Consider the following 25,834-nt stretch of genomic DNA (forward strand, 5'->3'; position numbering starts at 1 on the left):
GGTCGCGGTGCAACGGGCTTGGCGGGTCAGGCGTCCTCGGAGTGCTCGTGGGGGTGGGGGAACGGCTCCAGGTGGACGAGGACGTCGCGGACGATCGGGAAGCGGTCGAGGATCCGATCCTTGACCTGATGGCTGATCCGGTGCCCCTCGTCGACGCTCATCGCCGCCGAAACCTGGACATGGATGTCGACCAGGTATTCCAGGCCCGTCTTGCGGACCCAGAGCTTGTCGACGTTGCGGACCCGAGGCATGTCGGCGGCGGCCTCGCGGATCGCCTCCACGAACTCCGGCTCGGCCTGGGCGTCCATCAACTCCTGGGCGCTGGAGACGAGGAGGTGGGTCGCCGAATAGAGGATCACCCCCACGACCGCCAGCGCCGCGAGGCCGTCCAGGAACGAATAACGGGGGCCGAGGACCCGCACCAGGGCCAGGCTGATGAGCACCGCCAGCGCGCTGAGGGCGTCGGATCGGTGGTCCCAGGCGTTGGCGATCAGGGCGCTGGAGCCGAGCCGACGGCCGAGGCGGATCTTGTAGTGGTAGAGCGCCTCCTTGATCACGACGTTGCCGCCGGCGATCAGGAGCGTCCAGAACGGCGGGATCTCCGACGTCGGCTCGGGGGGGAAGGACCGCAGGGTGTTCCAGCCGACGAGCAGGGCGGAGACGATCACCAGGACCGCGACGTTCGACCCGGCGATGGCCTCGGCCCGGGTGTGGCCGTAGGGATGCTCGGCGTCGGCCGGCTTCTGCGCCACGCGGAAGGCCATCAGGACGGCCGACGACGTGAAGACGTCCCCCAGCGAGTTCACCGCGTCGGAGACCATCGCCAGCGAGCCGCCGACGATCCCCCCGACGAGCTTCGCCCCCCCAACGCCAGGTTGACGACCAGCCCCAGGCTCGTCGCGCGCACGGCCGCGTCGTAGAGCCGCCGCTTCTCCACCTCAACCACCGGCACGCGCATTCGCCGAAGCCCACCGCCGCGAAGACGGCGCATCCGCCCCGGCGATCTCCATGATACTCCTCCGGCCGACCCGCCCGAAATCCGAAGTCCCCGCCGGCCCAGCTTCCACCCGCGACCGACCCTCGCCGTCCGGGCCTCGCGGCGGCCTCCGCGCCCCCCGCCATCGGCTTCGAATTGGGTTCGTTCTCACGCCGTGCGAACGGACCCAATCCGGCGCAAGAGTCTGTAGTGAATGAATTTGGGTTCCATGTCGAGGGGCGAGGATCGGGTTCGTTCGGCTATTCTTCCATCGTCCGCGAGTCTTCGACCGGGGGCCGGGGCGACGGGCTCGGGCCGCGAATCGATCGAGGCCATTAAGACAGGATGGCGCACGCTCGACGGTTGCGAACGGCGGGTCGGGAAAAATCAACGGACCTCGACGCGGACGAGCTTGCCGTCAACCCACCGGAAGAGGCCTCGCGGTCCGAAGTCGACGAAGAGGGTCCCCTGCAAGCCGACCGTGATCCTCAGGGCGTCTCCCTCGTCCAGCCGCGAGAGGCCCGTCGCTTCGCTCCATCGCCAGAGCCCGAACGAGCCGTAGTCGATCGCCAGCGTCCCGGCCGGGGTGGTCGCGAAACCTTCGGGGTCGGCGGCGTTCAGGCGACGGAAGCCCGTCCCCTCGCGCCAGTCCCAGAGCCCGTGCGGGCCGTAATCGACGTACAGGACGCCCCCGGGGCCGGCAGCGAGGCCCTCGGGGTTCGCCCCGTTGATCCGGCTGACGCCGGCCCCCCGACCCCACCTCCAGAGGCCGTGGGGGCCGAAGTCGATGTAGAGCGCGCCGTCCGGCGCGAACGCCAGGCCTTCCGGGTTCGCGGCGTTGATCCGACGGAACGAGCCCCCTTCCCGGAGCCAGAGCCCGAACGCACCGTAGTCGACGGCGAGCGCGCCGCCGGGCCCGACCGCGATCCCCTGGGGGTCGGCGTCGTTGAGCTTGCGGTATGCCCCCGCCGCCCAGGCCCACAGCCCGCGCGGGCCGAGGTCGAGATAGAGGGTCCCGTCCGCCGCCGAGGCGATCCCCTCGGGATCGTCCGCGTGGATCTGACGGAAGCCGTCTTCGAGCGACCAGCTCCACACGCCGCGATCTCCGCGGTCGAGGTAGACCGCCGGCGTCGTCGCGGGCACGCCACCGGGCTCGACAACCGTGAAGTGGACCGTCGCGACGTTGGAGAAGAGGTCGCCGTCGCGGATCTGATAGGTGAACGAGTCGGTCCCCGTGAACCCCGCGTCCGGCTCGTACTCGAACTGCCCCTCGAAGCCCGACGCGATGTGGCCGTGCGCGGGGTTCGTGAGCCGGTAGACCGTCCCGCGCCCGGCCCCGACCCGGAGGATGTCGTTCGAGTGGAAGCCGATCCCCGCGTCGCCGCCCGGCGGGGGCCAGACGACGAGCTTCCCGCCGGCCTCGACGCGGTACATGTCGTCCACCGCGATCGGGATCATGTCGGGCTGTTCCACGAACTTCACGACGAACGCGTCGGAGCGGCCGATCGAGGTCAGGACGTGGGTTCCCGACTCGCTCGGGTCGACATCGACCGCGCCTTCGAAGCGGCCGATGACGAAATACGGGCCGTAGATCCCGGACGTCACGCCGAGTCCCCGCGCCGAACCGTCTCCGCTCAGGGTTCGCGCGACCTCGACCTCCCCCGAAGAATCCATCCGCCACAGGAACGCGCTGCCGCGGCCGGAATCCTGGAGCATGCGAACGCCCGCGCCGGGGTCGAAGTCGACGGCGCCGGCGAACCCTCCCGTCGCCGAGACGCTGAGGTAGATGTCGAACGCGATCGCCTCGACGGCGTCGTCGCCGGCACCCCCCACGGTCGCGACCCAGTCGAGCGCGCCGGTCTCCAGGTCATACCGCGCGAGGAAGCCGTCGGCCCCCCCCGAGGAGGTCCGCACCCCCGCGTCCCCCGCCCCGCCGAAGTCCACGCGGCCCTCGAACGCGCCGGAGACGTAATAGAAGCTGGGCCGGTACGGGGTGTACGTGCTGTTGTCGACGAGGCCCAGGTCGGTGGGACGGTCGTCCCCGGCGCCGCCGAACGTCTGGATTCTGCGGGGATCATAGCCGACGGCCCAGAGGATCACGAGGAAGCCGTCGCGGCCACCGGCGCTCGTCCGCTCCCTGGACCCGTCGGAGATCCATCGCAGGCCGATCCCGTCCCCGAAGCTGAGGTCGGCGGTCCCCTCGAACGTGCCCAGGATGGACGAGCCGGCGGCCTTCACGGCCGCATCGTTCCCGGGCCCGCCGGCGCGGGCGGCCGACGAGAGCGGGGGCCACCAGGTGCCGTCCTGCGCCAGTTGCACATAGAAGGCGTCCGTCCCTCCCGCCGAGGTCATCGTGCGCGTCGACCCGGCCAGGCGCAGGGAGGGGTCGAAATTGGCCGTCCCGCTGAACGATCCGACCACGAAGAACAGGTCGCCCCAGGAGTTCGGCGAGAGCCCCAACGCCTCGTCGTCGCCGAGCCCCCCGAAGCCACGGGCCCATTCCAGGGACCCGTCGCCGGCGCGGAACCGGGCCAGCAGGGCGTCTGTCGCCCCCTCGCTGGTCAGCCGGGTTTCCCCGTACCCCGGGCCGAATTCCACGGAGGCCGAGAAGACCCCGGCGACGACGACCCCGGAGTCGTCGAAGACGAGGGAGTTGATCCGGTCGTCCCCCGGCCCGCCGAACGACCGGGCCCAGCGCAGGCGTCCCATGCGGTCGTACGAGGCGATGAACGCGTCCTCGCCCCCCGCACTGGTCCGCGCGACCACCCCCTCGCCCGGGTCGAAATCGACGGTCCCCGTGAACGAGCCGACGACCCAGGGCCCGCCGAGGATTCCGGCCCGCGCCTCCCGGATCGTGATCGTCCCTTCCCCCCCGACCGCGAACGCCGAGGCGAAGTCGGCGATCGTCGACGGGACCGTTCGGTCTTCCAGGGAGTCCCAGGCCAGCCTGCGCGACGGGCGAGAGCGGGGCTTCAAGACGGCGAACGGGGCCTTCCAGAGCATCGCGGCACCTTCGGCGAGGGTCCGCCTCGGGTCCGATCCCGCGTCGCCGCCGAACCCGATCCGAGGCCGCACCGCGTCGTCCGACCGGGCGAGGTCGGGCGCGCGTCGCTTTCGTTGTGCCTAAGAGGTTAGAACCGCGCGACCATGAATTCAAGATTGCGCCCGCGAATTCCCAGGGGGCGCGAAAACCGGTGAGGCGTCCTTCCGCGCTTCAGGGGCGGAGCAGGCGATCGAAGGCGGCGCGCCTCAGACCCCGGTGGAGTTCGAGGGACGAGGCGGAGTCGTCGAGGTTCACCCGGAGTTCGAGCCTCTGGCGGAATTCCCGCTCGCAGGCCTCGTGGTACGCCCAGTCGCGGAGGTCGGCGAAGTGGCGGAAGCCGTAGAGATGGACCATCGCCGCGGCGACGAGGATCGCCGCGAGTCCGAGGCGCGAGACGCCGCGGAACCGACCGATCGCCATCCGGAGCGGCAGCCAGATCGCCAAGCCCCAGGCGACGCCGAAGACGAAGACGAAAAAGCGGGGCCAGCTCATGGTCGCTCTCGGATGTGGTTGCGGCCCGCCGTCGGCTCGGGCATGATACGGCGCGAACCTTCCCGACGCTTTCGCGTCCAGGAGACCATTCGATGAAGCCGATCCGCAAGACGTTCGTCCTGGTCGCCGCCGACTGCCCGGTGGAGAGGGGGACGGAGCCGCCCGCGAGGGGAGCGAACCCGACGGTCGCCCGGATTCAGTATGAATTACTCACCACACGACCGTATACCCTGAGGCTAGAGCACCTCATCCTCGCCGTGCACGTCCGCCGCGCGGGGATCTCGGAAGTCGAGGCCGCGCGGAACGCCGAGGCGATCCGCGCCGAGCTGTTCGCGAAGCCCCACCCCTGCATGCGGGCCTCTCCCTTGCCGAAGTCTTACGGCTGGGGCGTGCATCACGACGAGGAGGGGCGGATCGCGATCGTCGGGGTCGAGTCGGACGAGTACGCCCGCTTCGCGCGCGGCGAGATCGAGGGCGTGGACGTGGTCCTCGCCATGAGGAACAAGCGGGCCTGACGCCCGGGAGAGGAACGCGGCGATGACGATCATCCGTCCCGAGCGGCCCGGCGACGAGCCGGCGATCCGAGCCGTGGTGGCCGCCGCATTCCCCACCGAGGCCGAGGCGCGGTTGGTGGACCTGCTCCGCGAGGCGGGGCGGCTGTCGGTCTCGCTGGTCGCCGAGGTCGACGGCGAGGTCGTCGGTCATGTCGCGTTCAGCCCGGTGACGGTGGGGCCGGGGGTGATCGGCGCGGGGCTCGCGCCGCTGGCGGTGCGGTCGGCGAATCGGGGGAGGGGGGTCGGCGGGATGCTGATCGGGGAGGGCCTGGCCGCCTGCTGCACGGCCGGCTTCGGCTGGGCCGTCGTCCTGGGCGAGCCTCGCTACTACGCCCGCTTCGGCTTCCGACCCGCGCCGGGCGTGGGGCTGGCCGACGAATACGGCGGCGGCGACGCCTTCCAGGTCGCCGAACTAGTCCCCGGTGCCTTGCCCGTCGGCGCGGGGCTCGTGCGATACGCGCCGGAGTTCGCCTCGCTGGACGTGTGAGGGCGGGCGTCGATCCGCCGGTGCGGACTCGTCGCGGCGGCGCTCCTCCCACTCCTCCATGACCTGCCGCGCCAGTTCGCTGTCCGGGTCGAGTTCCAGGGCCTCGCGAAGCAAGCCGTCCGCGAGATCCCGGCGGCCCCGGGCCTCGTGCTCGCGGGCCTGCGCCCAAAGCCGCCTCCGCCGCCACTCCATCAGCAGGCGCCTCGGCTGCTCGTCGTCCGGGTCCACTTCCACGGCCCTGCGGAAGAATTCTTCCGCCAGGTCCTGCTTCTCCTGGAACTCATAAACGTCGGCCTGGCACCACAGCGGCGCGGGCGAGTCGGGGGCAATCAGGGCCGCGAATTCGAACCAGATCAGGGCGACCTCCCAGTCCCGCTCCCGGTACGCCAGGTTGCCGATGTAGAGATGCGTGAACACGTCGGTCGGGTCCGCCTGGAGGGCCCGGGCCAGGGCGTCGCGCGCCTCGGCGAAGCGACCTCGTCGGCTGTACCATCGGCCCAGGATGTGGAGGGCTCGGAAGTCGTCGGGCTGATCCTCGAGGTAGCGGAGGAGCCTCCGGGGTGCTCGGGTCGGCATGTCGAGCCTCCGAACGAAAGGGGCCTCGGTGAAGATGGGCCTCGCCTCGGACTGACTCGCAAGGAGGGAAAAGGTTCGGCCCCACTCCTCAAGCGGGCCCGGCTCGTCGCAGGAGGATTCGGGCGCAGCCGGCCCCTGGTTGCGGTAACGGATCAGCAAGCCGGCTCCCCAAGGCGTCCGGGATTATTCGGCATGCTCGATGACGTAGGTCCAACCGCGCTTTCGGTACTCGTCGGCCAGCCGCTCGATGATCTCGGCGTTCCGATTCCCGACCTTGTCCACGATGCGGATCGGTCGGAGCCCGCCGTCCGACGCCTCACCCTCGGCCTCCAGGCCGATGACAGGCCCCGTGTGCTCCTTCGTCTCCGCCTCGAGGTGCCAGTCCCGCTGGGAGCCGCTGACGCTCACCCGCGACTCGCGGGACAGGGGGCCGGGCTGCGGAAGGTCCTCCCCGGCTCTGGTGATGACCGACCGGGTGGCGTCGAGCTGGGCCGCGAGCTGCGCGGCGAGTCGCAACCTCTCGCCCTCCCGCCGGACGAGATAGACGGCGACCAGCCCCAGGACGAGGAACACGGCCATCGCCGACACGATCATGATGCGTCGCTTCATGGCACCCTCCCGCCGCGAGCGAGGTGCTCCGGGCCTTCCTCGCAGGTTCGAGGACGGACGAGGTCTTCCGCCGGCGACCCCGGGCGGCCGGGGCCGAGTCCCGGCCTAGGGATCCGGATCGACGTTGGGCATCTTCGCACAGAACCGCTCCCAGCCCTCTCCGGTGACGGCCGTCTGGCCCACCCAGACCTCCTTCAGATTCACCAGGCCGCGAAGCTCCTCCAGGCCGGCGTCCGACACCCTGGTGCGGTTGATGTTCAGAAACGCCAGGGACTTCAGGCCCTTCAGGTGGACCAGCCCGGCGTCCGTGATCGGATTGCCGCTCAGGTCGAGGTGCTCCAGCCGGACCAGCGGGGCCAGGTGCGCCAGGGCGTCGTCCTGGAGCTCGGCATCGTCGACCTCGAGCACGTTCACCTGGAGCACCTTGAGGTTCCGGAGGCTTCGAATCTTCGCGAAGCCGGCCTCGGTGAGCGCGTGGCCCCAGATCCTGAGGGTCTCGAGCTCCGTCAGCCCCTCGATGACGTCCATCGTCCGGTCGGTCGTCAGTTCGGGGGTGATGTCGAGGTGGCGGAGCCTCGGGAAAGCCGACAGCTTCGACGCGAGGTCTTCCAGCTCGCGAGCCGTGAGGATCGGCTTCCCGCGCCTGTCGGCGTAGATCATGTTGACCTCGACCACGCTCTGGAAGAAGTCATCGCCGATCGCCCGCCTCAGCCAATCGGGCACCCACGCGGCACCGGCGGAGGCGAGCAGGCCGTCGCCTAACTCCCAATCGAACCGGACGACGCCGCCGTACGCCGTGAGGGCGGCGGCGGCCTCGCGCTGCTCCCGGGCGAGGCGGACCTGCCAGCCGAGCCAGACGCCGAGGCCGAGCACCAGGAGCATCAACCCCCGGACGCTGAGACTCAGGCGGCGCCGGGGTCCCTTCGCGGTCGCCCGTTCCATCGTCGTGGCCCCACAGCCAGGACAGCCCGCGAACCGATCAGTCGACCGCAACCTTCTTCACATCCTAGTTTCGGCTTGCCCGGAAGGTCAATCCGGTCGGTCGATCGGGGGTCGGTTCGGATCCCGAAGTCGTCTCGTCGCGCGGCCCGGCTGCGCGAGGCTCAGCGCAGGAAGAGGCGGTAGACGGGGTTGTCGGTCTCGTCGACGCAGGGGTAGCCGAGGCCGGCGGTGAAGTCGTGGAAGGCGGCGAGATCGTCGTCGGGGATCTGGAGGCCGACGAGGGTGCGGGCGTAGTCGGCCCCCTGGTTGCGGTAGTGGAACAGGCTGATGTTCCAGTTCGGGGGCATGTTCGCCAGGAATCGCATGAGCGCGCCGGGGCGCTCGGGGAACTCGAAGCGGTAGAGCCGCTCGTCGCGGGCCAGGGGGGAACGACCGCCGACCATGTGGCGGACGTGCTCCTTGGACAGTTCGTCGCCGGTCAGGTCGACGACCGGGAAGCCCTCGTCGGTGAACCGACGCGCCTGCTCGGCCGATTCGGCGCGGTCGCCGACGGCCAGGCCGATGAACAGGTGGGCGGAGGTCGCGTCCGAGATCCGGTAGTTGAACTCGGTCACGCTGCGGTGGCCGATCAGCTCGCAGAGCCGCTTGAAGCTGCCGCGACGCTCGGGGATCGTCACGGCGAAGAGGGCCTCGCGCTCCTCGCCCACCTCGGCGCGCTCGGCGACGAACCGGAGGCGGTTGAAGTTGATGTTCGCCCCGCAAGCGATCGCCACCAGCGTCTCGCCTTGCAGGCCGTGCTTCGCCGCGTACTGCTTGGCCCCCGCGACCGACAGCGCCCCGGCCGGCTCCAGGATGCTCCGGGTGTCCTCGAACACGTCCTTGATCGCGGCGCAGGCGGCGTCGGCGTCGACCGCGACGAAGTCGTCGACCAGCTCGCGGGCCAGCCGGAAGGTCTCCTCGCCGACGAGCTTGACCGCCGTGCCGTCGGAGAAGAGGCCGACGTCGGCCAGCGCGACCCGATCCCCCGCGCGGACGGATCGGATCATGGCGTCGGAGTCGGTCGTCTGGACGCCGATCACCTTGATCTCCGGCCTCACCGCCTTGATGTAGGCCGCGACCCCGGAGATCAAGCCGCCGCCGCCGATCGCCGCGAAGACCGCGTGGATCGGCCCCTGATGCTGGCGGAGGATCTCCATCGCGATCGTCCCCTGGCCGGCGATCACGTCGGGATCGTCGAACGGATGGACGAACGTGTAACCGTGGATCTCGCAGAGTTCCAGGGCGTGCACGTGGGCGTCGGAGTAGCTCTCGCCGTGCAGGACGACCTCGCCGCCCAGGGCGCGCACGGCGTCGATCTTCAGGCTCGGCGTCGTCACCGGCATGACGATCGTCGCCCGGCAGGCCAGCTTCCGCGCGCTCAGCGCCACCCCTTGCGCATGGTTCCCCGCCGACGCGCAGACGACCCCTCGCCCGCGCTGCTCGGGCGACAGGAGGGCCATCTTGTTGTAGGCCCCGCGGAGCTTGAAGCTGAAGACCGGCTGCTCGTCCTCGCGCTTCAGCCAGACCTCGGCGCCGAGGCGGGCGGAGAGCTTGGGCGCGTGCTGCAACGGCGTCTCGACCGCCACGTCGTAAACGCGGGCGGTCAGGATCTTCTTGAGGTAGTCCATCAGTCCGAGGGGGGCGGGGTCTGTCGTCTTCACGGGGGCCTTCGCGTGCGAGGGGACGCCCCGCTCAGGGGGCGGCGGGGGGCTCGGTGGAGTCCAGGAACTCGACGAGGTCGCGGATCTCGCGTCGGTTCAGATCCTTGATCAGATCCTCGGGCATCGCCGAGCCGCCTCGGGACTTCTCCTCGATCTGATCCTTGGGGACCACGACGAGGGCGCCCTCGGGGGTGAGGAGCCGGACCTCGCGGTCGTCCTCGCCCTTGACGACGCCGGCGACGACCTGGCCGCTCGCGAGGGCCAGGACCTGGGACTCGAACCCCTCGGCGATCTGTTTGTTGGGGAGGACGATCGACTCCAGGATGTACTCGCGGCCCTTGCGACGGCCGACGCCCGCCAGATCGGGGCCGACCTCGCCGCCGTCGCCGGCGACCTTGTGGCAGCGGAGGCACTGGACCTCGGCCTTCTCGCGGAAGATCCGGCGGCCGCGCGCCGCGTCGCCTCCCGCAAGTGCGTCGCGGTAGGCGGCCAGCGGGTCGTCGGCCTTGCGGAGCGCGTCGTAGCGGGCGAGCGCGGCCTTCACGTCGGCGGACTCCCGCCCGGCGGCGGCCTCGGTCAGGTCGAGCCGGATCTCGGGGGGGACCTCGCCGGCCTCCAGCTTCGTCAGCCAGCGGCCGAGCAGGGCGTCGGCCTGCGCGCCCGGGACCGCGCCGAGCATGGCGAAGGCGGATTGCTTCTCCAGGATCGAGCCCCGATCGAGCACGCCGGCGGCCTCGTCGACCGCGCGGTCGGGCTCCAGGCGGGCCAGGATCCGCAGTCCCTCGGCGCGGACCGCGTCGGAGTCGGCCTTCCTCGCGGCGGCGACGACCTCGCCGAGCTTCTCGTCGTTCAGGGCGTCGAGCGCGCGGAGGGCCTCGACGCGCGAAGCGGCCGGGCGGGAGGCGTCGGCGGCCAGCCCGCGGAGCGACGGCCCGGCGTCGGCGACCTTCAACTCGCCCGCGGCCGAGGCGGCGGCCTCGCGGACGCGGTCGGAAGGGTCGGTGACCAGGCTCGGCAGGACCGGGGCCAGCGCAGCCACGGCCGGGTCGGCGGGCCGCTTCGATTCGCCCCGGTAGAGGCCGGTGATCGGGTGCAGCGGCGACGGCGCGCCCCATCGCGAGAGGATCTGGAGAGCCTCGACGCGGATCGACTCGGGCACGTCCTTCCGCGCGGCGACCGCCGCCAGGACGCGCGGGTCGCCGGGCTGGCCGACGGCCTCGCAGGCCGCGAGCACGCGACGCCAGACCGGCTCCGTCAGGTCGCGTCGGGTGGCCAGGGCCGCGAGCTTCGTCAGGCCCTCCGCCAGGGCGGGCTCCTCGGTGACGGCGCGGGAAGCCTCCAGGACGATCGACGCGACGGGATCGTCGAGGAACCGGGCGACGGCCGGATTCCCGCGCTCCCGCATCGTGAGCAGAACGATCATGCGGACGTCGGAGGAGGGGTCCGAACCCAGCGCCTCGATCGCCGCGATCGCCTTCTCGTCGCCGCTCGCGGCGCGGGCCAGGGCCGACGTCGCGGCCGATCTCAGGTAGGGGTCGCCGCCGTCGCCGGCCCGCATCCGGGCCATGATCGGCTCGACGACCTCCGCCGACGGGAGGAGTCGCGCCAGGGCGAGCATCGCGTAGAGCCGGACACGCGGAGATTCGTCGTCCAGCAGCGGTAGGATCGCCGACGGCGGCGTGACGACGGCCTCGGCCAGCGCCCGCGCGGCCTGAGCGCGGACCTCCGCGTCCGGGTCTTTGAGGAGGGCGAGGAGCGGCGGCGAAAGCTCGCGGCGGCGGTCGTCGTCCGAAGCCCGGAGGACCTGGCCAAGGCCCCAGATCGCGTGCAGCCGCCCGTACCCCTCGCCGTTCGCGGCGGCGTTCCGAAGCGCGGCCAACGCGTCTTCTCGGTCGGCCTTCGGCAGCGTCGCGAGCGCGCCCGTGCGCGGGACGGCCGGCCCCGACTCGGGTTTCGCGCGATCGGCCAGGGTGAACTGCGCCTCCTGGCGGACCCTCCGGTCGGGGTGGGCGAGGAGGCGGCCCAGCTCGTCGTTCGGCCGGGCGTCGAAGCCCTCGGCGAGGAGCCGCTTGACCTCGGCGACGCGGGGGTCGGCTGCGGCGGGGTCGGAGACGCGCCAGATGCGGCCCTTGTCGGTCTTGTTCCAGCCCTTGATCCAGTCGCTGACGTAGAGCGCGCCGTCGGGGCCGAAATCGCAGTCGGTGGCCTGGAGGCCCCAGAGGAACTCCTTCGGCTCGACCAGCTCGAACGACGCCCCCCTCGGCCGCACGGCGAACGAGCGGACGCCGCTGGTGGCCGCCGCGCCCCGGAAGTCGCTGAGGTAGAAGCGGCCCTTCTCGCCGTCGTTCAGGCCGACGCCGGGATAGATCGCCAGGCCGGAGGGGCCGTCGGAGAAGTTGGCGAGCGGTGGGATCTGGTAGGCGGGCTTGCCTTCGAGCTCCGGCGTCCACATCTTTTCGCTGTTCCAGACGCCCCGGCTGTTCGGCTTCTCGATGAACTGGTAGCCGATCCGCCAGCCGCTGTCGCCCCCTTCGATGATGTGGACGAAGCGGGCCTTGTCGCCGCCGTCGGAGTTGTTGTCGACGGTGAAGAGGTCGCCGGTGTCGTTGAAGGCCAGCTCCTGCGGGTTCCGCAGCCCGGTGGCGACGACCTCCAGGTTCGCGCCGTCGGGGTCGCAGCGAAGGACCGAGCCGCTGTCGAGCACGGCCAGCTTCCGGCCCTCGGGCGTCACGAGGTTGAAGCCCCGGTCGCCGATCGAGAAGTACAGCTTGCCGTCGGGCCCGAAGATCAGGCCGTGGAGGTCGTGGCCGAGGAAGCCGACGTGCACGCCGTAGCCGGTGTGAAGGGACTTGCGGACGTCGGCCTTGCCGTCGCCGTCCGTATCCCTGAGCAGCCAGAGGTCGGGGATGTTGGCGAAGTAGACGTCGCCCTTGCGGGCCAGGACGCCGGCCGCGATACCGGTCTCGGGGCCGTCGAAGCCCTCGGCGAAGATCTGGGCGTGGTCGGCCTTGCCGTCGCCGTCGCGGTCCTCGACGAGCCGGATCCGCTCGCTCTCGACGCCGAACCTCGCGAACTCCTCGGCCGTGAAGAACTTCCGATACATGGCGACGCGGTCGGCCACGGTCCGGGCGGCGAGGTCGTCCACCAGCCAGTTCATGTGGCTGCGGTTGTCGGTCACGCCGTCGGTGTGGCGGAAGGTCTCGACGACGAAGAACCGACCCTTCGCGTCGGCGTGGAAGGCGACCGGGTTCGCCACCAGCGGCTCGGCCGCGAACAAATCGACCTGGAACCCGGGCGCGACGCGCAGCGACTTCAGGGCTTCCGCCGGCTCCGGAATCCGCCCGACTGGACGGGCCGTGGCCGAGCCGTCTTCCGCGACCGCCGATCGGCCGGGGAGGGCCGTCGAGGCCAGGACCGCGAGGAGACCGGGGAGGACGACGGAAGGAAGGCGAAGGCGCATGAAGCGGTCTCGCGAGAGGTGCTGAGGGTGGAGAGGCCCGGAACGCTGGATCGTCGAGGCCGACCCGGCGCATGTTTGGTCTGTCGACGTGGGCGCGCGATCGCGCCCGACCGGCGGTTCAGCTCGTGATGCCCTTCGTGAGATGCATGAAGGCGGTTTCGAGGTTGATCTCGTCTTCCTTGAAGAGGGTCAGCTCGAAGCCGTTCTCGAGGATCCGGCTGGCGAGGAAGCCGTACTGGTGGACGCCGGGGCGGAGCTTGACGATCAGCACGCCGGCCTTCTCGTCGACGGTCTCGACCTCGGGCTGGGCTTCGAGGAAGTCGGCGGCTTCGTTCAGGCGTTCGGCGACGTTGATGTTCAGGACGATGTCCGTGCGGACCCGCTTCATGACCTCGGTGACTTCGCCGTTCACCAGCAGGCAGCCCTGCTCGATGATGCCGATCTTGTTGCAGATGTCGGCCAGCTCGGGGAGGATGTGGCTGGAGACGAGGATCGTCTTGCCCATGCTCCGCAGCTCTTTCAGCAGCGCCCGCATCTCGATCCGGGCGCGGGGGTCGAGGCCCGAGGCGGGCTCGTCCAGGAGGAGCACCTGGGGGTCGTGCAGCAGCGTCCGGGCCAGGCCCAGGCGCTGGGTCATCCCGCGCGAGAGGCTCGTCACCATCGCATCGCGCTTGTAGGTCAGGTCGACGAGCTCGAGGACTTCCTCGCAGATCTTGCGACGGGCGGGGCCCTTGATTCGGTAGGCGGCGGCGAAGAATTCGAGGTACTCGATGACCTTCATGTCGTCGTACACGCCGAAGAAGTCGGGCATGTAGCCGATGACGCGACGGATCTCCTTGGACTTGGTGTAGATCGAGTAGCCGCAGACGGTGGCCTCGCCCCAGCTCGGGTTGAGCAGCGTGGCGAGGATCCGCATCGTGGTGGTCTTGCCCGCGCCGTTGGGACCGATGAAGCCGTACACGTCCCCCTGATTGAGCGTCAGGTTGAGGCGGTTCAGGGCGTACATGTCGCCGTACATCTTCGTCAGGTCGTGAGTCTCGATCATCGCGGTCCGCCTCGTCTCATCGGTCGGTCTGGGGGCTGTTCGCGTCGGCTTCTCGTGACGGGTATCAGGGCCGGGTCGGATCAGAGGCGGCGGAGACGGCCGCGACCCTGGCGCCGGGCGATTTGAGCGGCAGGACGACCCGCAGCAGCGTCGTCTGCTCGATCCGGGCCTCGTTGGGGGCGTTGCCGATGGCCACCTGCGCCGCGGGGCGCTTCGTCCGGGCGACGAGCATCGGCCGCTGGAGCGCCAGCTGGCCGGTGAGGTCCAGGTCGTGCAGGGTCGAGTTCCCCAGCGGCTGCTCCTGGCCCGTGCGGCGGGACTCGCTCTCGTGGAACATCACGGACAGCAGCAGGTCGCCCCGGTTCAGGAGGGCGTCGGGGGTCCCCGTCTCCCCCTTCATGTAGCGGGGCTCGCGCGACTTGAGTTCGCCCGAGAGGGTGCGGTCGCTCTGCAATTCCACCCGGATCGTCTGGCCGGGGGCGAGGTCGCCGAGCTGATAGACCTGCTTGCCGAAGGCGAGGAGGGCGTCGGTCAGCGGGTAGGTTTGCAGGTTCGTGATCGTCCCCTGGAGGCGGTCGAAGCCGGCGACGGCCAGGTCGGACTCGACGACCGGCGAGGCCGGGCCGAACCATCGCGAGGAGACGGTCTTGGTGCTCCAGATCGGGATGCGGACCCGTTCCAGCCGGTCGAGCCCGCCGGTCGGCGCGTACGAGTAGCCGCCGCCGGAGAACGAGAAGCGGCCCGTGGAGCCCCCCATGCCGCCGAACTGGCTCTCGGGCACGCCGAACCAACTCGTCACCACCTCGACGCCCGGGGCGGGACGGGCGGGCTCGCCGGTCGAGGCCGGCGCGAGCGGCGGCGCGTCGGCCGGGCCGTCGACCGGCATCGGCAGGAAGCCCAGGTCGTAGTCGCGGTTCTGCGGGCTGAACAGGGTCGCCCACGATCGCCCTCGGGTCAGCCCGGAGACCTGGTCGACGTCGACCAGGTCCACCTTGTTGACCAGCAGGTCGTTCCCCTTGAGTCGGTAGGCGGCGAAGTAGGCGAGCAGGCTGACGGCCGTCACGATCAGGGGGAACGTGATCCAGGTCAGCTCCATCCGCTTGAGGACCTTCTTGAGGAAGAAGTAGTCCCCCGGGCCGATCGCCAGGATGTAGAGGAAGATCAGGAACGCGACCAGCCCGAACGGCACCAGCTTGACGCGCGGGAACTGCTCCAGGGCGACCCGGAGCTGGCTCGCCAGGTCGGTGACGCCGGTGGCGTAGAACCGTCCCGTCCCCCCCATCATGGCGGCGCCGGCGTCCTCCTGGAAGCGGTCGCGGCGCAGGTCGAGGGCCTGGACCCAGAAGAGGCCGCGGTCGGTCCAGTCGGCGAAGACCTTCTCCTCGACGTCGACCCCGATCAGCGTGACCCGGCCGAAGCCGAGAGGCCCCCGGACGATCAGCGGCAGGTTGGCGATCGACGCCAGGACCTTGCCGCCGCGAGCCTCCACCTCTTCCATCTTCGTCGCCATGTGGGCCGGGCTGCCGGGGGGGGTGATCGGCTTGGTGGAGTTCGCGAAGGTGTCGAGCGCCTCCAGCGACTGCACCCGCTCGCGACCGGTCAGGAGGGCCGGGAGCGCCTGGCCGAGGGAGGATTCGCGGACCGCCTGCCAGTTCTCGCCGACGGCGACCACCAGGTGGCCGCCCCGCCTGGCCCATTCGACGAGGGCCTCGCCTCGGGGGCCGGCGAGCATCTCCAGCGTGGCCCGGTCGGCGGTGTCGAGCACGACGACCCGCGCGCCGTCGTAGCCCAGCCAGCGGCCGGGGAGGCGGTCGGCCTCGGCGTCGATCGCGGTGAGGACCAGCTCCGATTCGCGGCCGTCCGACCGCTTGAAGCCGGCGACCTCCTTCACCTGGTCGACCCCCTGGGGCCTCCCCACGGTGAGGATCCAGGAATCGTCGGGGGCCAGGGCGGTCAGGTCGGTGCGGGCGATCTGGTCGCGGGTCCGCGCGCCCAGCCAGCGGCCGCCCTCGTCATAAAACCGGACCGAGAACTCGCCGTCGCGGCCCCCGGCGCGGGTGTAGGCGACGTAGGTCCGGGTCTCGCCGGCCGGCAGGTCGATCGGCTGTCGGACCGAGGTGGGGACGCCGTCGTCGTCGCCGACCACCACGTCGAGGAAGCCCCGGAACGGGACGCCCCCCCCCTTGACCTGCACCCAGACCGGCGTCCACGCGCCGATCTTGAAGACGTCGGCCCCGCCGAAGCCGATCCGAAGGTTCTCGACCTCCACCGGCAGGGCCGCCCGCGCCGGGCCGGGCGCGACCAGGACGAACGCTCCGACGAGCGCCGACAGGACGATCCAGGATGCCAATCGGGGGCGGCGACGCAGCGGCGGACGGGAGTTGATCATCATGGATGGCGGCCACAGGTGATGAGCGTCGGGGGCTACGCTAGGCTAAGCTACGGAGGCGGGCGGCCGAAGGTTCACGGCTTCTCCGCCGGGTCGCAGACGCAGGGCGAGCGGCCGCAGCCGGGACATCCCACGCCGTACTTGCGTCGTACGGCGTCCTCAAGATCGACGCCCCGGATGTTCGCCAGCGTCGCCAGCCAGGCCAGCACGTCGGCCATCTCCAGCGCCAGCTCTTCGTGGCTGCCGGAGCGGAGCGCCGTCGCCAGCTCTCCGAACTCCTCGGCCAGCCAGAGGAACGTCGCCTCGGCCCCGCGCGCGGCGTCCTTGGTCCCGTACATCTCGAAGATGGTCCGCTGGAGTTCGCGGAGCGTCAACCCGTCGTCGTGAAGCTCGCCCATTTCGCGATCTTACCCGATCGCCGATCGCCCGTGCGAGGGGGAATCGGCCTCGGCACGAACCGCTCGCGAACCCGTCCACGCGGCCGAACGCCGCGAGATCCCGGCCGGGGAGATCACGCGATCCCGCGGCCGGCGGCTCGGGCTTGCGAGCCGAGGCTCATCCGATCTCGGGAGGCGCGGTTAAAGAGGGAGGAATTCGATGCCGTCGGGTTTGAGGTTGAATCGGCGGGCGCGGATGACGCTGCCGCCGCCTTCGACGTAATAGATGATGAGGATGCTGTGATCCTTCAACTCGACGGTGGCGGGGTAGGCGCCGATGCACGAATCGATCGGATACGGCCCCCGCCAGGTTTCTGCGTCGTCGCCGCTGATGTGGATCGACGTCTTCGGGAGGCGATGGCTCAGGATGATCTCGCCGCTGCTCAGCCGGGTCAGATGCGGGGAATGGGCCGGGAAGCCGGCCTTTTTCGCCTCCGACCAGGACCTGGCCTCATCATCGCTGATCGCGTAGTACATGTCGTCGGCGAAGGAACGCATCGCTGCATACAGGCGACCGTCGGCGAGGCGGATGACGTCGGTCTCGGCGTTGAGCCCGACGCCCGGCGGCGCCTTGATCGCGACGGGGGCTTCCCAGGTCAGGCCGCGATCGGTCGAGCGGGCGGTCCCGGCGATGCTGAGCCCCGTTTCTTCGTCTCCGCGGTAAAGGCCCAGAACGCAGACGCCGTTGGGAAGTTGGCGGACGGGGGCGGAGCAGACCCAATCCGGGAACACCGAGCGGGCCTCGGCTTCCCACGTCTTGCCGTCGTCGCGGCTGACGACGATCTGGACGCCGGTGTCGCTCCTGTTCTGCTCGAAGAGTTTCGGGTCCTTGATGGTCTTCAGGCGCTTGCGGTCCTTCTCGGCGATCGAGAAGAAGGTGCAGATCAGCGTGCCGTCGTCGAGCTGGGAGACGTGGGGATCGCGGTTGTCGTCCTCGTCGTCGTACAGGACGGCCGGCTCCGACCAGGTGCGGCCTTCGTCTGAGGAGCGGACCATGCAGATGCGACCGCCGAGCGGAAAATCGTCGGCCGGGAGCGAAACATGGGTGTAGCCGGCGTAAAAAACCGCGAGGATGTCGCCGTTCTTCAGGCGGCAGGCGTCGGGGAAGGCCTGGTACGAGTGCGCCTGCTCGCCCCTGGAAATCACGATGGGATCGACCGACGCCGGCGGCTTCGACGAGACGGGGGCCGGAGCCGCCGTCGCGTCCCAGTAGTCGGCTTGCATCCCCTTCACGTCGACCTGGGTCCAGACGTGAAGCCTGGAGCCGTCGTGGACGACCTCGGTGAGCGTCGCAAGCTCCGGGCGCAGGACGGCTTCGAACACCGCGATGTCCCAAAGGATCCGCTGGGGGTCGTTGGGGGCGTGCGACTCCCAACGCTGGACCAGATAGTCTCGCAAGCCCCCTTTCCCCTTGAAGCGAGCGTCGACTTCGGCCTTGGTCCACTGGAAATGGTCGAGGGTGGTGTTGACCATCGCCTTCAGCTCGACGCCGCTCTTGAGGAGATGGGCGGCGGCGTGCAGGTCGCCCTGCGAGTTGAATTCATTGGGCGTGAGACGCTCGTCGTCGTAGCGGAATCCCATCACGTGGACGGTCATCCTGTCCGTGACGCTCGGGTCGAGCAACAGCGCGGAGGCCACGTTCGTGTAGGCGCCGAGCACGAAGACTTGCAGTTTTCGCCCGGCCGGCATCGCCTTGGCCCTGGCGATGATGTCGCGAGCGGCGGGGGAGTCGACGGGCGTGGAGGCCGCCGGCATCGGATTCGGCGCCCCGATCGGATGCGAGATGCGGTCCTCAAGCTTCAGGAGGCCGAGCACCTCCTCGTTCATCCGCTGGCTGGTTCGGGTGTTGGTCGGAAAGGCCTCCGTCTCCCCCCAGCCGGCCGAAGACAGGCCGACGACGTGGAATTCCGGGGCGACGAGAGCCCGGTAGATCGCGAACGGGTCATCGACCTCGTTCCCCGTATCGGCGTCGATGTAGACGTGGGGCTTCGACGGCCCGTCCAGAGTCTTGACGGTGGAAGCTTCGGCGGCCGCGTGCGGCTTCGACGAACCGGAGGCGAGCGTTTCCGCCGCTTCCCAGTAATCGGCCTTCATCCCCTTGATATCGACCTGAGTCCAGACGTGAAGCCTGGAGCCGTCGTGGACGACCTCGGTGAGCGTCGCCAGCTCCGGGCGCAGGACGGCTTCGAACACCGCGATGTCCCATAGAGTGCGCTGGGGGTCGTTGGGGCTGTACGATTCCCATCGTTGGGCCAGATAGTCGCGTACGCCCCCTTTCCCCTTGAAGTGGGCGTCCACGTCGGCCTTGGTCCACTGGAAGTGGCGGAGTGTGCTGTTGACCATCGCCTTCAGCTCGACGCCGCTCTTGAGGAGATGGGCGGCGGCGTGCGGGTCGCCCTGGGTGTTGGATTCGTTGGGGGTAAGACGCTCGTCGTCGTAGCGGAATCCCATCACGTGGACGGTCAGCTTGTCCGTAATGCTCGGGTCCAGCAACAGCGCGGAGGCCACGTTCGTGTAGCATCCGAGCACGAAGACCTGGAGCTTCTGGCCGGCGGGGGTCTCCTTCGCCTTGGCGATGATGTCGCGAGCGGCGGGGGAGTCGACGGGCGTGGAGGCCGCCGGCATCGGATTCGGCGCCCCGATCGGATGCGAGATGCGGTCCTCAAGCTTCAGGAGGCCGAGCATCTCCTCGCTCATCTTCTGGCTGGCCCGGGTGTTGGTCGGGAAGTCGAGCGGGCCCTCCCAACCGATCGTGGACAGGCCGACGACGTGGAACTCCGGGGCGATCAGAGCCCGGTAGACGGCGAAGGAATCGTCGACCTCGGCCGCCAGGTCGGTGTCGATGTAGACGCGGGGCGGCGTCGAACCGCCGAGGATCTTGTCGACGATCGGATGGAGGCAACGGGCCTGCCGGTCCATCCCGAGGTCGTTGGGGTGGACGCCGTCCACGGTCCCCTCGCCGTCGGAGCCGATCAGGTCCGCTCCCGGAACCAGGAAGAGCCCCTCGACCCCCTCGTTCTTCAGGCTCAGCACCGGAGCCTCCAGCCTTCGGGAAAGCTCGGTGGGATGCGTCTCCGGTCGGATGTGCGACTGGGCCACGAAGACGATCGGCGTATGCGGACGCGCCTTGCGGATCGTCCGCACGAGTCGGGTCACCCTCTCCGTGTACACTTCCTGGCCGTCGCCCATGTTCCAGGTGCAGTCGATCAGGTAGGCCGCGGGGTCAAGCTCGGCGAGTGCCTCCCCGACGGGAGGCTGCATCGTCCCCGCGGACGAGAACCCCAGGTTGATCACGGGCCGATCCAGCATCCGACCCAGGATGGCCGTCCAGACCATCCCCGGCCGCGACGCGCACCCGCCCTGGACGATCGACGTCCCGTAGACCACGATCGGCCTGCGACGATCCTCGGGACGCGGCGCGGGCTTCTCCAGGACGGCGTCCGGCGGCGCCCCGATCTCCAGCGACTTCGTGCCGTTGTACAAGGGGAGGTACACCAGGCATTCCCGCCGCCGCCTGGGCCCTTCCGGGAACTCGATCCTGGCGAGATTGCCGTCCCGCTTTGCCGGCCTGCCGTTCCCGATGAACCGCCAAGAGCCGTCGTCGTCGCGGGCGTACAGATCCAGCCCGCTGACCCCGGTCGCGGGCATGTGAGGCATGGCGAGCGACTCGCTGGCGACCGACCACCGAAGGCTGACGGCGGCGGCGTCCGTGTCGAACCGGATGCAGATCCCCGCGCTCTCCGCGCTCAACTGCCACGCCAGGGGCGAGAACTTGTCCTTCACGGAATCCGGCAGCCGGACGAACGGGCTCGCCGTGTCCGCCCAACCTTTCCCCTCGATCTCCAACGTCGCGGCGTCGCGCCAGCGCACGTCGTCCGCCGAGGCTCGGCCGACATCCCAGGCGGACATCACCGATAACGCCAACGCAATCCGGCAAGCCACTCGCATCGACCTATCCATCCTTCCGACCGCAAGCCTCATTCGCCCGAAGCGCCCCGCCGCCAGGCGGCCGGACCCCCGAATACGCTAGGCCTCCGGAGCGGGAAACGCAAAGGAAAAGGCCGTCGACTCGCGGGGCGGTTCGGCGGGGCGGTCGAGTCGCTAGCGGGCGTCGCGAGGGCCGGCGGGGCGGTCGCGGTCGACGCCGGTCTTCTCGCGCCAGGCGTCGTCGTATTCGAGCGAGAAGATGAGCTGGACGGTCTCGGCGCGGTCGGGGTCGGGCTTGAGGAGGGCGTCGAGGGCCTGGCGGATCTGGCCGATGCGAGGGTCGGGATGTTCGCCGTGGTGGGCGGGCGCGCGGCCGATCCGGTCGAGTCCGGCCGCGATTTCGAGGATCTTGGCGCGGATCTCCAGGAAGTCGCGATCGAGGATCTGGAGCGAGTCTCGGGCGGTCGCGGTCATCTCGAACCTCCTCGCCGGGGAAGGGGGGGGGCCGGCGGCTTCGCGTCGACGGGCCCCGCTTCGCGGAGCGGCCCGCCGGCGAATGATCGGGCGGGCGCCGCCTCACTTCGGCGGCTCGACCTCGGTGGTGGGGCCGACGGAGACGATGGTCATGGGCCAGAGGGGCCACTCCCGGAGGAGGCGGCCGATCTGGTCGACCGTGACGGCCGCGAAGGCTTCCAGCTCCTGCTCGACCGGGAGGTAAGCGCGGCGGTAGACCCAGTGGAAGCCGAGCGAGGCCAGGCGGCCCATCGGGCGTTCGCTGCGGAGCACGGAGCGGGCCTGCACCTTGTTCTTGGCCTGGTTCAGCTCGTCCTGGGTGACCCCCCTGGCCATGGCGCCGCGGTAGACGTCGGCCATCCGGGCGAGGTTGTCCTGGACGTCGTCCGGCTCGCAGGAGAGGAACGAGTAGAAGCCGCCGGACTGGTTGTAGTCCTGGTAGCTCATCTCGGCGCCGTCGGCGTAGCCGGGGTCGACGAGGGCCCAGTAGAGCTGGGAGCTGGTGTGGTCGCCGAGGATCGTCGCCAGCAGGTGGGCGGCGTAGCGGTCGTCGCTCTCCAGCGAGGGGCCGTCGCTGACGCCCACGACGGTCTGCTGGAGGTCCTCCTCGCGGAGGATGGTCTGGAAGGCGTGCTTGCCGCGGGCGGGCTCGGCCAGGCGGGTGGGATGGTCGCCGGTCCAGGAGCGGCAGTGGGCCGACGCCAGCTCGACGAGCTGGTCCCAGTCTCCCTTGCCGGCGAAGCCCAGGACGATGTTGGCCGGGCTGTACCGGCTGGCGAAGTACGCCCGCATGTCCTCGGCCTTCATGGCGTTGATCGAGTCGATCGTCCCGAGGATGCTGTTGCCCAGCGGGTGCCCGCCGAAGTGGGCGGCCTTGGCCGCCTCATAGGCGACCGACATGGGGTTGTCCAGGTACATCCGGATCTCTTCGATGATGACCTTCTTCTCGGTCTCGAAGTCGTCTTCCCGGAGGGTCGGGCGGAGGATGTCGGCCAGGACGTCGAACGCCCTGGGGAGGTACTCGGGCAGGCAGGTGAAGTGGTAGAAGGTGTCTTCCTCGGACGTCTGCGCGTTGTGCTTGGCGCCGACGCGGTCGAAGTCGCGGTTGACGGCCAGGGCGTCGCGGCGGGCGGTCCCCTTGAACGTCATGTGCTCGAGGAAGTGGGAGACGCCGGCCAGCTCGGGGGTCTCGTCGCGGCTGCCGGCCTTGACGAAGAAGCCGGCGGCGATCGAGTGCGCGTCGTCGTTCAGCTCGGCGATCACTTCCAGGCCGTTGTCCAGGGTCGTGCGGTGGAATCGCATGGATCGGGTCTCCGCCTCTCCCGTTCAGGCCGGGATTTGGACGTCCAGCGGGGTGGGGCCGAGCGTCAGGATGGTCAGGTCTTGGAGGTTCAGGAGGGTCTTCGCGTAATCGGAGACCGAGCCGGGGGTGAGGGCGTCGAGCTCGGCGGCGATCTCGTCGAGCGAGCGGACGCGGCCGAGGAAGTACCAGTCGGACGCCAGGGCGTTGGAGCGGCTCATGCTGGATTCCTGGGCCATGATCAGCGAGCTCTTGAGGCCCGCCCGCATGGTCTCCAGCTCCTCCAGCTCGACGCCCCCGGTCGCCAGGCGGCGGAACTCGGCGAGCATCACGTCCAGGGTCTCCTGGGCCCGCTCGGTGGAGGTGCCGGCGTAGCTGAGCATGGCCCCCCGCTCGCGCTGGCCTTCGTAGCTGGCGTACACCGAGTAGCAGAGCCCGCGCTTCTCGCGGACCTCGGTGAAGAGCCGGGCGGAGGAGTATCCGCCGAGGATGGCGACGGCGGCCCGGGCGCGGTAGTAGTCGTCGCTGGCGACGGTGGCGGCCGGCGCGGCCATCGCGATCTGGATCTGCTGTGTCTCGCGGGTGATGTGGCCGATCCGGGGGCCGGCGGGCTTCTCGACGAGCCTGGGGTCGGGGCGGGTCGCCCAGCCGTCGAAGAGTCGGCCGACGGCGTCCCGGAGCCGGGGCCAGTCGATCGCGCCGGCCACCCCCAGGATCGCCCCGTTGGGGCGGTAGGCGGCTTCATAAAAGGCCCGCAGGTTCGCCGGCGTGATCCGGGCGACGTCCTCGGGCGAGCCCGGCGAGGGGCGCCCCCAGGGCTCCGGGAAGTGCCGACGGCGCAGCTCGTAGATGACCTTGGAGCCGGGGTCGTCCTCCAGGCTCCGGAGATTCTGGAGGCCCAGGGCCCGGATCGGCTCGACCTCTTCGTCGTCGAACCGGGGTCGAAGGACGATGTCGGCGAAGATCTCCAGGGCCGGGATCAGGTTGACGCCGAGAGTGGCGGCGGCGAGGCTGGTGTGCAGCGTCTGCGCGCTCTCGGAGTGGCTGACGCCCAGGTTGTCCAGCGCGTTGAGGAGTTCGCGGCTGTCGCGAGAGCCGGCGCCGCGCGTCAGCCATTCGCAGGCCATGCTCGCCGCGCCGCCGCCGCCGGAGTCCAGGCCCTCGGCCGCTTCATAGGCCGCGCCCGCGGGGATGAGCAGCGTGAACGAGGCGGACTGCACGCCGGGCATCGTCTCGGCGACGAGCACCAGGCCGTTGGAGTACTCGTGCTGTTGGATCGTCGCGGATGGCGCCGGCACGGCGGTCCCTCGTTTTCGCGCTTCGCCCCGCCGCATCCCGCGGCCTCGGGCGTCGCGTCGTCCTGAAGAAGAAGCCCAATCCGGTACGGCGACCGGCCGTCGCGAATCCGCGCGGCGAGGTCGAGTCCGGGCCTCTCGCGGGGAGGCCCTTCCGAGGATACCCGGCCGAGCCCCGGCGCGGAAGGATCTGGTCCCGTTTCGCCCTCGCGTCAGCCCCCGACCGCTTTGTAGAGGGTCTTGGCCTTGCGGAAGCCCAGGGCGCGGTAGAGCTGGACGGCCGAGCGGTTCTCGGCGGTGACTTCCAGGTAGGTCCGGCGGAGGCCCGCCTGGTGGAAGCCCCACAAGGCCCGGCTGACCAGCGCCCGTCCCAGGCCCAGGCCCCGATAGGCCGGCAGGACGCCGACGTTCTGGATCGAGCCGATCGGGCCGTAGTCGACGACCCCCTGGATGGTCCCCACGTACCCCTCGGGGCAGGCGATCAGCCAGGTGGCCCCGGGGAGGAAGCCGGGCTTGCGGCGGATCTCGCGCATCAGCCGGAGGCAGCCCTGGCGGTCTCCCAGGCAGGGGAAGACGGCCGCGTCGATCTCCTCGCGGAAGCTCAGGTATTTGATCTCGGCGTGCTGGATCAGCAGCGTTTCGTCCCAGGGCGCCCAGAAGAACGGCCCGGGGAGCGGCTGGGAGAGGTTCGACCCGTCGAGGTCGACCTCCATGCGGAGCCGTTTGTAGTAGGTGATCGCCATCTGACGCCCGAGGATCGGCCGGCCCACGCCACGCGAGGCGTCCCCGCCCGGCCGAAGAGAGACGCGCGGTCGCCTTCGACGACCTGGATCGATCCATTCTAGGAATCGCGTCGAAGGCGGTCAATCCGCGCGGTCGCAAGGGATGGGGCGGCGGTCAGGAGACGCCCGCGGGGGTCTCGGCGGCGACGGCGATCGCGAAGCCCTGGACCACCGCGGCGATCCTCACGGCCTGGTGGACGCGGTCCTCGGTGTAGCCCTCGTGGAGCAGGCTGTGCTCGTGGGCCTTGATGCAGGCCTCGCAGCCCGCCAGGACGGCGCAGGCCATCGAGGCCAGCTCGAACAAGCCCTTGGTCGTGGCGGGCTTGCCCATCCGGCTCATCCGCAGCCCCGCCTGGCGCTGGGAGTAGCTCGGCTTGCCGATCATGTGGCGGAAGCGGTAGTAGACGGTGTTCATGCCCATGATCGCGGCGGCCGCGCGGGCGTCGGCGATCGCGGCGGGGGTCAGGTGGGGGGCGCCGGCGGCGGTCAGGGCCGCGACCAGCTCGCCCGCGCGCAGGAAGTAGGCCGAGGCCAGGGCCGTCGCCCAGCGCTCGCCGGGTTCCAGGTCGCCCGTGTCCAGCACGTTCCCCAGGTTCAGGCGGAGGTCCTTGGTGTCGTCGCCGAGCGAGGACTTCAGATCATCGAGAGAGCGCATCGTTCCATTCCTCTCAGTATAGGGGCGGGGACGGGGCCGATTCGCCGGACGCCGGGCGGCCCCGCCCCGATACCCGAGGGCGGGTCAGGCCTGGATGGTCGCCTCGCCCTGCTTCCAGTTGCAGGGACAAAGCTCGTCGGACTGGACCGCGTCGATGACGCGGATCACCTCGTCCACGTTCCGGCCGACGTTGCCATTGTAAACGGCCACCCACTGGATTACGCCATTGGGGTCCACCAGGAAGGTCGCGCGGTTGGCGTAGCCCTCGACCGGGTCGCAGATCCCCAGGGCCGGGGCCAGCTTCTGGGCGGCGATCAGGGGGTAGCCCAGGTCGTGCAGGTCGTCGTGGTCCTTGCACCAGGCCAGGTGGGAGAACTCGTTGTCGGTGCTGCCGCCCACGACCTCGACGTCGCGGTCCTCGAATTCCTTGAGGCGACGGCTGAACTCGACCAGCTCAGTCGGGCAGACGAACGTGAAGTCCTTCGGGTAGAAGAAGAAGACCGCCCACTTGCCCTGGAACTGCTCGCTGCTGACGGTGACCAGGGCCTCCGGGCCGCTCCCGAGACTCGCCTTGGCCGTGAATTCCGGGAACTTGTCGCCGACGCTCAACATCGCGCTCGATCTCCAAATATCTAGGGGATTTCGGTCGCCC

General features: G+C 70.1%; 21 protein-coding genes. 2 read left to right on the top strand and 19 right to left on the bottom strand.

From position 1 onward, the window contains the following. Positions 1–26 precede the first annotated feature (26 nt). The 4 genes from VT85_RS03500 to VT85_RS03510 all read right to left on the bottom strand — a co-directional run bounded on the left by VT85_RS03500 (position 27) and on the right by VT85_RS03510 (position 4,511). Complete coding sequence (locus VT85_RS03500; protein WP_197491070.1) at positions 27–821, bottom strand: cation diffusion facilitator family transporter; 795 nt, start codon at positions 819–821, stop codon at positions 27–29. Then, positions 803–952: a hypothetical protein gene (locus VT85_RS28225; RefSeq protein WP_197491071.1), complete on the bottom strand. Its 150-nt coding sequence runs from the start codon at positions 950–952 to the stop codon at positions 803–805. Before VT85_RS28225 ends, VT85_RS03500 begins: the two co-directional genes overlap by 19 nt. Positions 953–1,363: 411 nt before the next feature. After that, positions 1,364–3,979: an Ig-like domain-containing protein gene (locus VT85_RS03505; protein WP_156512653.1), complete on the bottom strand. Its 2,616-nt coding sequence runs from the start codon at positions 3,977–3,979 to the stop codon at positions 1,364–1,366. 211 nt (positions 3,980–4,190) lie between these two features. After that, entirely contained in the window at positions 4,191–4,511 is a 321-nt protein-coding gene (locus VT85_RS03510; RefSeq protein ID WP_068410587.1) for a hypothetical protein, read from the bottom strand. A gap of 92 nt (positions 4,512–4,603) precedes the next feature. On the opposite strand from VT85_RS03510, the gene VT85_RS03515 reads away from it, so the two are divergent. Beyond that, on the top strand, positions 4,604–5,026 hold the full coding sequence (locus VT85_RS03515; protein WP_068410590.1) for a DUF6157 family protein: 423 nt from the start codon (positions 4,604–4,606) through the stop codon (positions 5,024–5,026). 22 nt (positions 5,027–5,048) lie between these two features. Further along, complete coding sequence (locus VT85_RS03520) at positions 5,049–5,552, top strand: GNAT family N-acetyltransferase (RefSeq protein ID WP_068410593.1); 504 nt, start codon at positions 5,049–5,051, stop codon at positions 5,550–5,552. Here the strand turns inward: VT85_RS03520 and VT85_RS03525 are convergent. The 15 genes from VT85_RS03525 to VT85_RS03595 all read right to left on the bottom strand — a co-directional run bounded on the left by VT85_RS03525 (position 5,478) and on the right by VT85_RS03595 (position 25,794). Next, on the bottom strand, positions 5,478–6,128 hold the full coding sequence (locus tag VT85_RS03525) for a tetratricopeptide repeat protein (RefSeq protein WP_156512654.1): 651 nt from the start codon (positions 6,126–6,128) through the stop codon (positions 5,478–5,480). The genes VT85_RS03520 and VT85_RS03525 overlap by 75 nt on opposite strands. Positions 6,129–6,311: 183 nt before the next feature. Next, positions 6,312–6,737, bottom strand: a complete 426-nt coding sequence (locus VT85_RS03530) for a hypothetical protein (protein WP_068410599.1) — start codon at positions 6,735–6,737, stop codon at positions 6,312–6,314. Positions 6,738–6,842: 105 nt separating this feature from the next. Continuing rightward, the gene (locus VT85_RS03535) at positions 6,843–7,679 is read right to left on the bottom strand and encodes a leucine-rich repeat domain-containing protein (protein ID WP_068410603.1); all 837 of its coding nucleotides are present in this window, start codon (positions 7,677–7,679) and stop codon (positions 6,843–6,845) included. Between the two features lie 161 nt (positions 7,680–7,840). Then, the gene (ilvA, locus tag VT85_RS03540) at positions 7,841–9,346 is read right to left on the bottom strand and encodes a threonine ammonia-lyase, biosynthetic (protein WP_082858324.1); all 1,506 of its coding nucleotides are present in this window, start codon (positions 9,344–9,346) and stop codon (positions 7,841–7,843) included. 64 nt (positions 9,347–9,410) lie between these two features. Then, positions 9,411–12,839 (bottom strand): PVC-type heme-binding CxxCH protein, encoded by a 3,429-nt coding sequence (locus tag VT85_RS03545; protein WP_068410609.1) that lies wholly within the window; start codon positions 12,837–12,839, stop codon positions 9,411–9,413. A gap of 118 nt (positions 12,840–12,957) precedes the next feature. Next, the gene (locus VT85_RS03550) at positions 12,958–13,884 is read right to left on the bottom strand and encodes an ABC transporter ATP-binding protein (protein WP_068410612.1); all 927 of its coding nucleotides are present in this window, start codon (positions 13,882–13,884) and stop codon (positions 12,958–12,960) included. Between the two features lie 64 nt (positions 13,885–13,948). Beyond that, a complete protein-coding gene (locus tag VT85_RS03555; protein ID WP_156512655.1) occupies positions 13,949–16,276 on the bottom strand; it encodes a hypothetical protein in 2,328 nt (775 codons plus the stop codon). Positions 16,277–16,347: 71 nt separating this feature from the next. Continuing rightward, a complete protein-coding gene (locus VT85_RS03560; RefSeq protein WP_068410615.1) occupies positions 16,348–16,671 on the bottom strand; it encodes a MazG nucleotide pyrophosphohydrolase domain-containing protein in 324 nt (107 codons plus the stop codon). A gap of 180 nt (positions 16,672–16,851) precedes the next feature. Continuing rightward, entirely contained in the window at positions 16,852–20,619 is a 3,768-nt protein-coding gene (locus tag VT85_RS26495; RefSeq protein ID WP_197491072.1) for an SGNH/GDSL hydrolase family protein, read from the bottom strand. Positions 20,620–20,811: 192 nt separating this feature from the next. After that, positions 20,812–21,111 carry a hypothetical protein gene (locus VT85_RS03570; protein WP_068410618.1) on the bottom strand — a complete coding sequence of 100 codons (300 nt, stop codon included), beginning with the start codon at positions 21,109–21,111 and terminating at the stop codon, positions 20,812–20,814. A gap of 102 nt (positions 21,112–21,213) precedes the next feature. Continuing rightward, positions 21,214–22,452 (bottom strand): M16 family metallopeptidase, encoded by a 1,239-nt coding sequence (locus tag VT85_RS03575; RefSeq protein WP_068410621.1) that lies wholly within the window; start codon positions 22,450–22,452, stop codon positions 21,214–21,216. A gap of 24 nt (positions 22,453–22,476) precedes the next feature. Then, positions 22,477–23,748, bottom strand: coding sequence for a M16 family metallopeptidase (locus VT85_RS03580; RefSeq protein ID WP_197491073.1), 1,272 nt, complete (start codon positions 23,746–23,748; stop codon positions 22,477–22,479). Between the two features lie 209 nt (positions 23,749–23,957). Continuing rightward, a complete protein-coding gene (locus VT85_RS03585) occupies positions 23,958–24,488 on the bottom strand; it encodes a GNAT family N-acetyltransferase (protein ID WP_068410626.1) in 531 nt (176 codons plus the stop codon). 154 nt (positions 24,489–24,642) lie between these two features. Next, positions 24,643–25,182 (bottom strand): carboxymuconolactone decarboxylase family protein, encoded by a 540-nt coding sequence (locus VT85_RS03590; RefSeq protein ID WP_068410629.1) that lies wholly within the window; start codon positions 25,180–25,182, stop codon positions 24,643–24,645. Positions 25,183–25,266: 84 nt separating this feature from the next. Beyond that, on the bottom strand, positions 25,267–25,794 hold the full coding sequence (locus VT85_RS03595; protein ID WP_068410632.1) for a peroxiredoxin: 528 nt from the start codon (positions 25,792–25,794) through the stop codon (positions 25,267–25,269). Positions 25,795–25,834 lie beyond the last annotated feature (40 nt).

The organism is Planctomyces sp. SH-PL62 (assembly GCF_001610895.1).
GTDB lineage: Bacteria > Planctomycetota > Planctomycetia > Isosphaerales > Isosphaeraceae > Paludisphaera.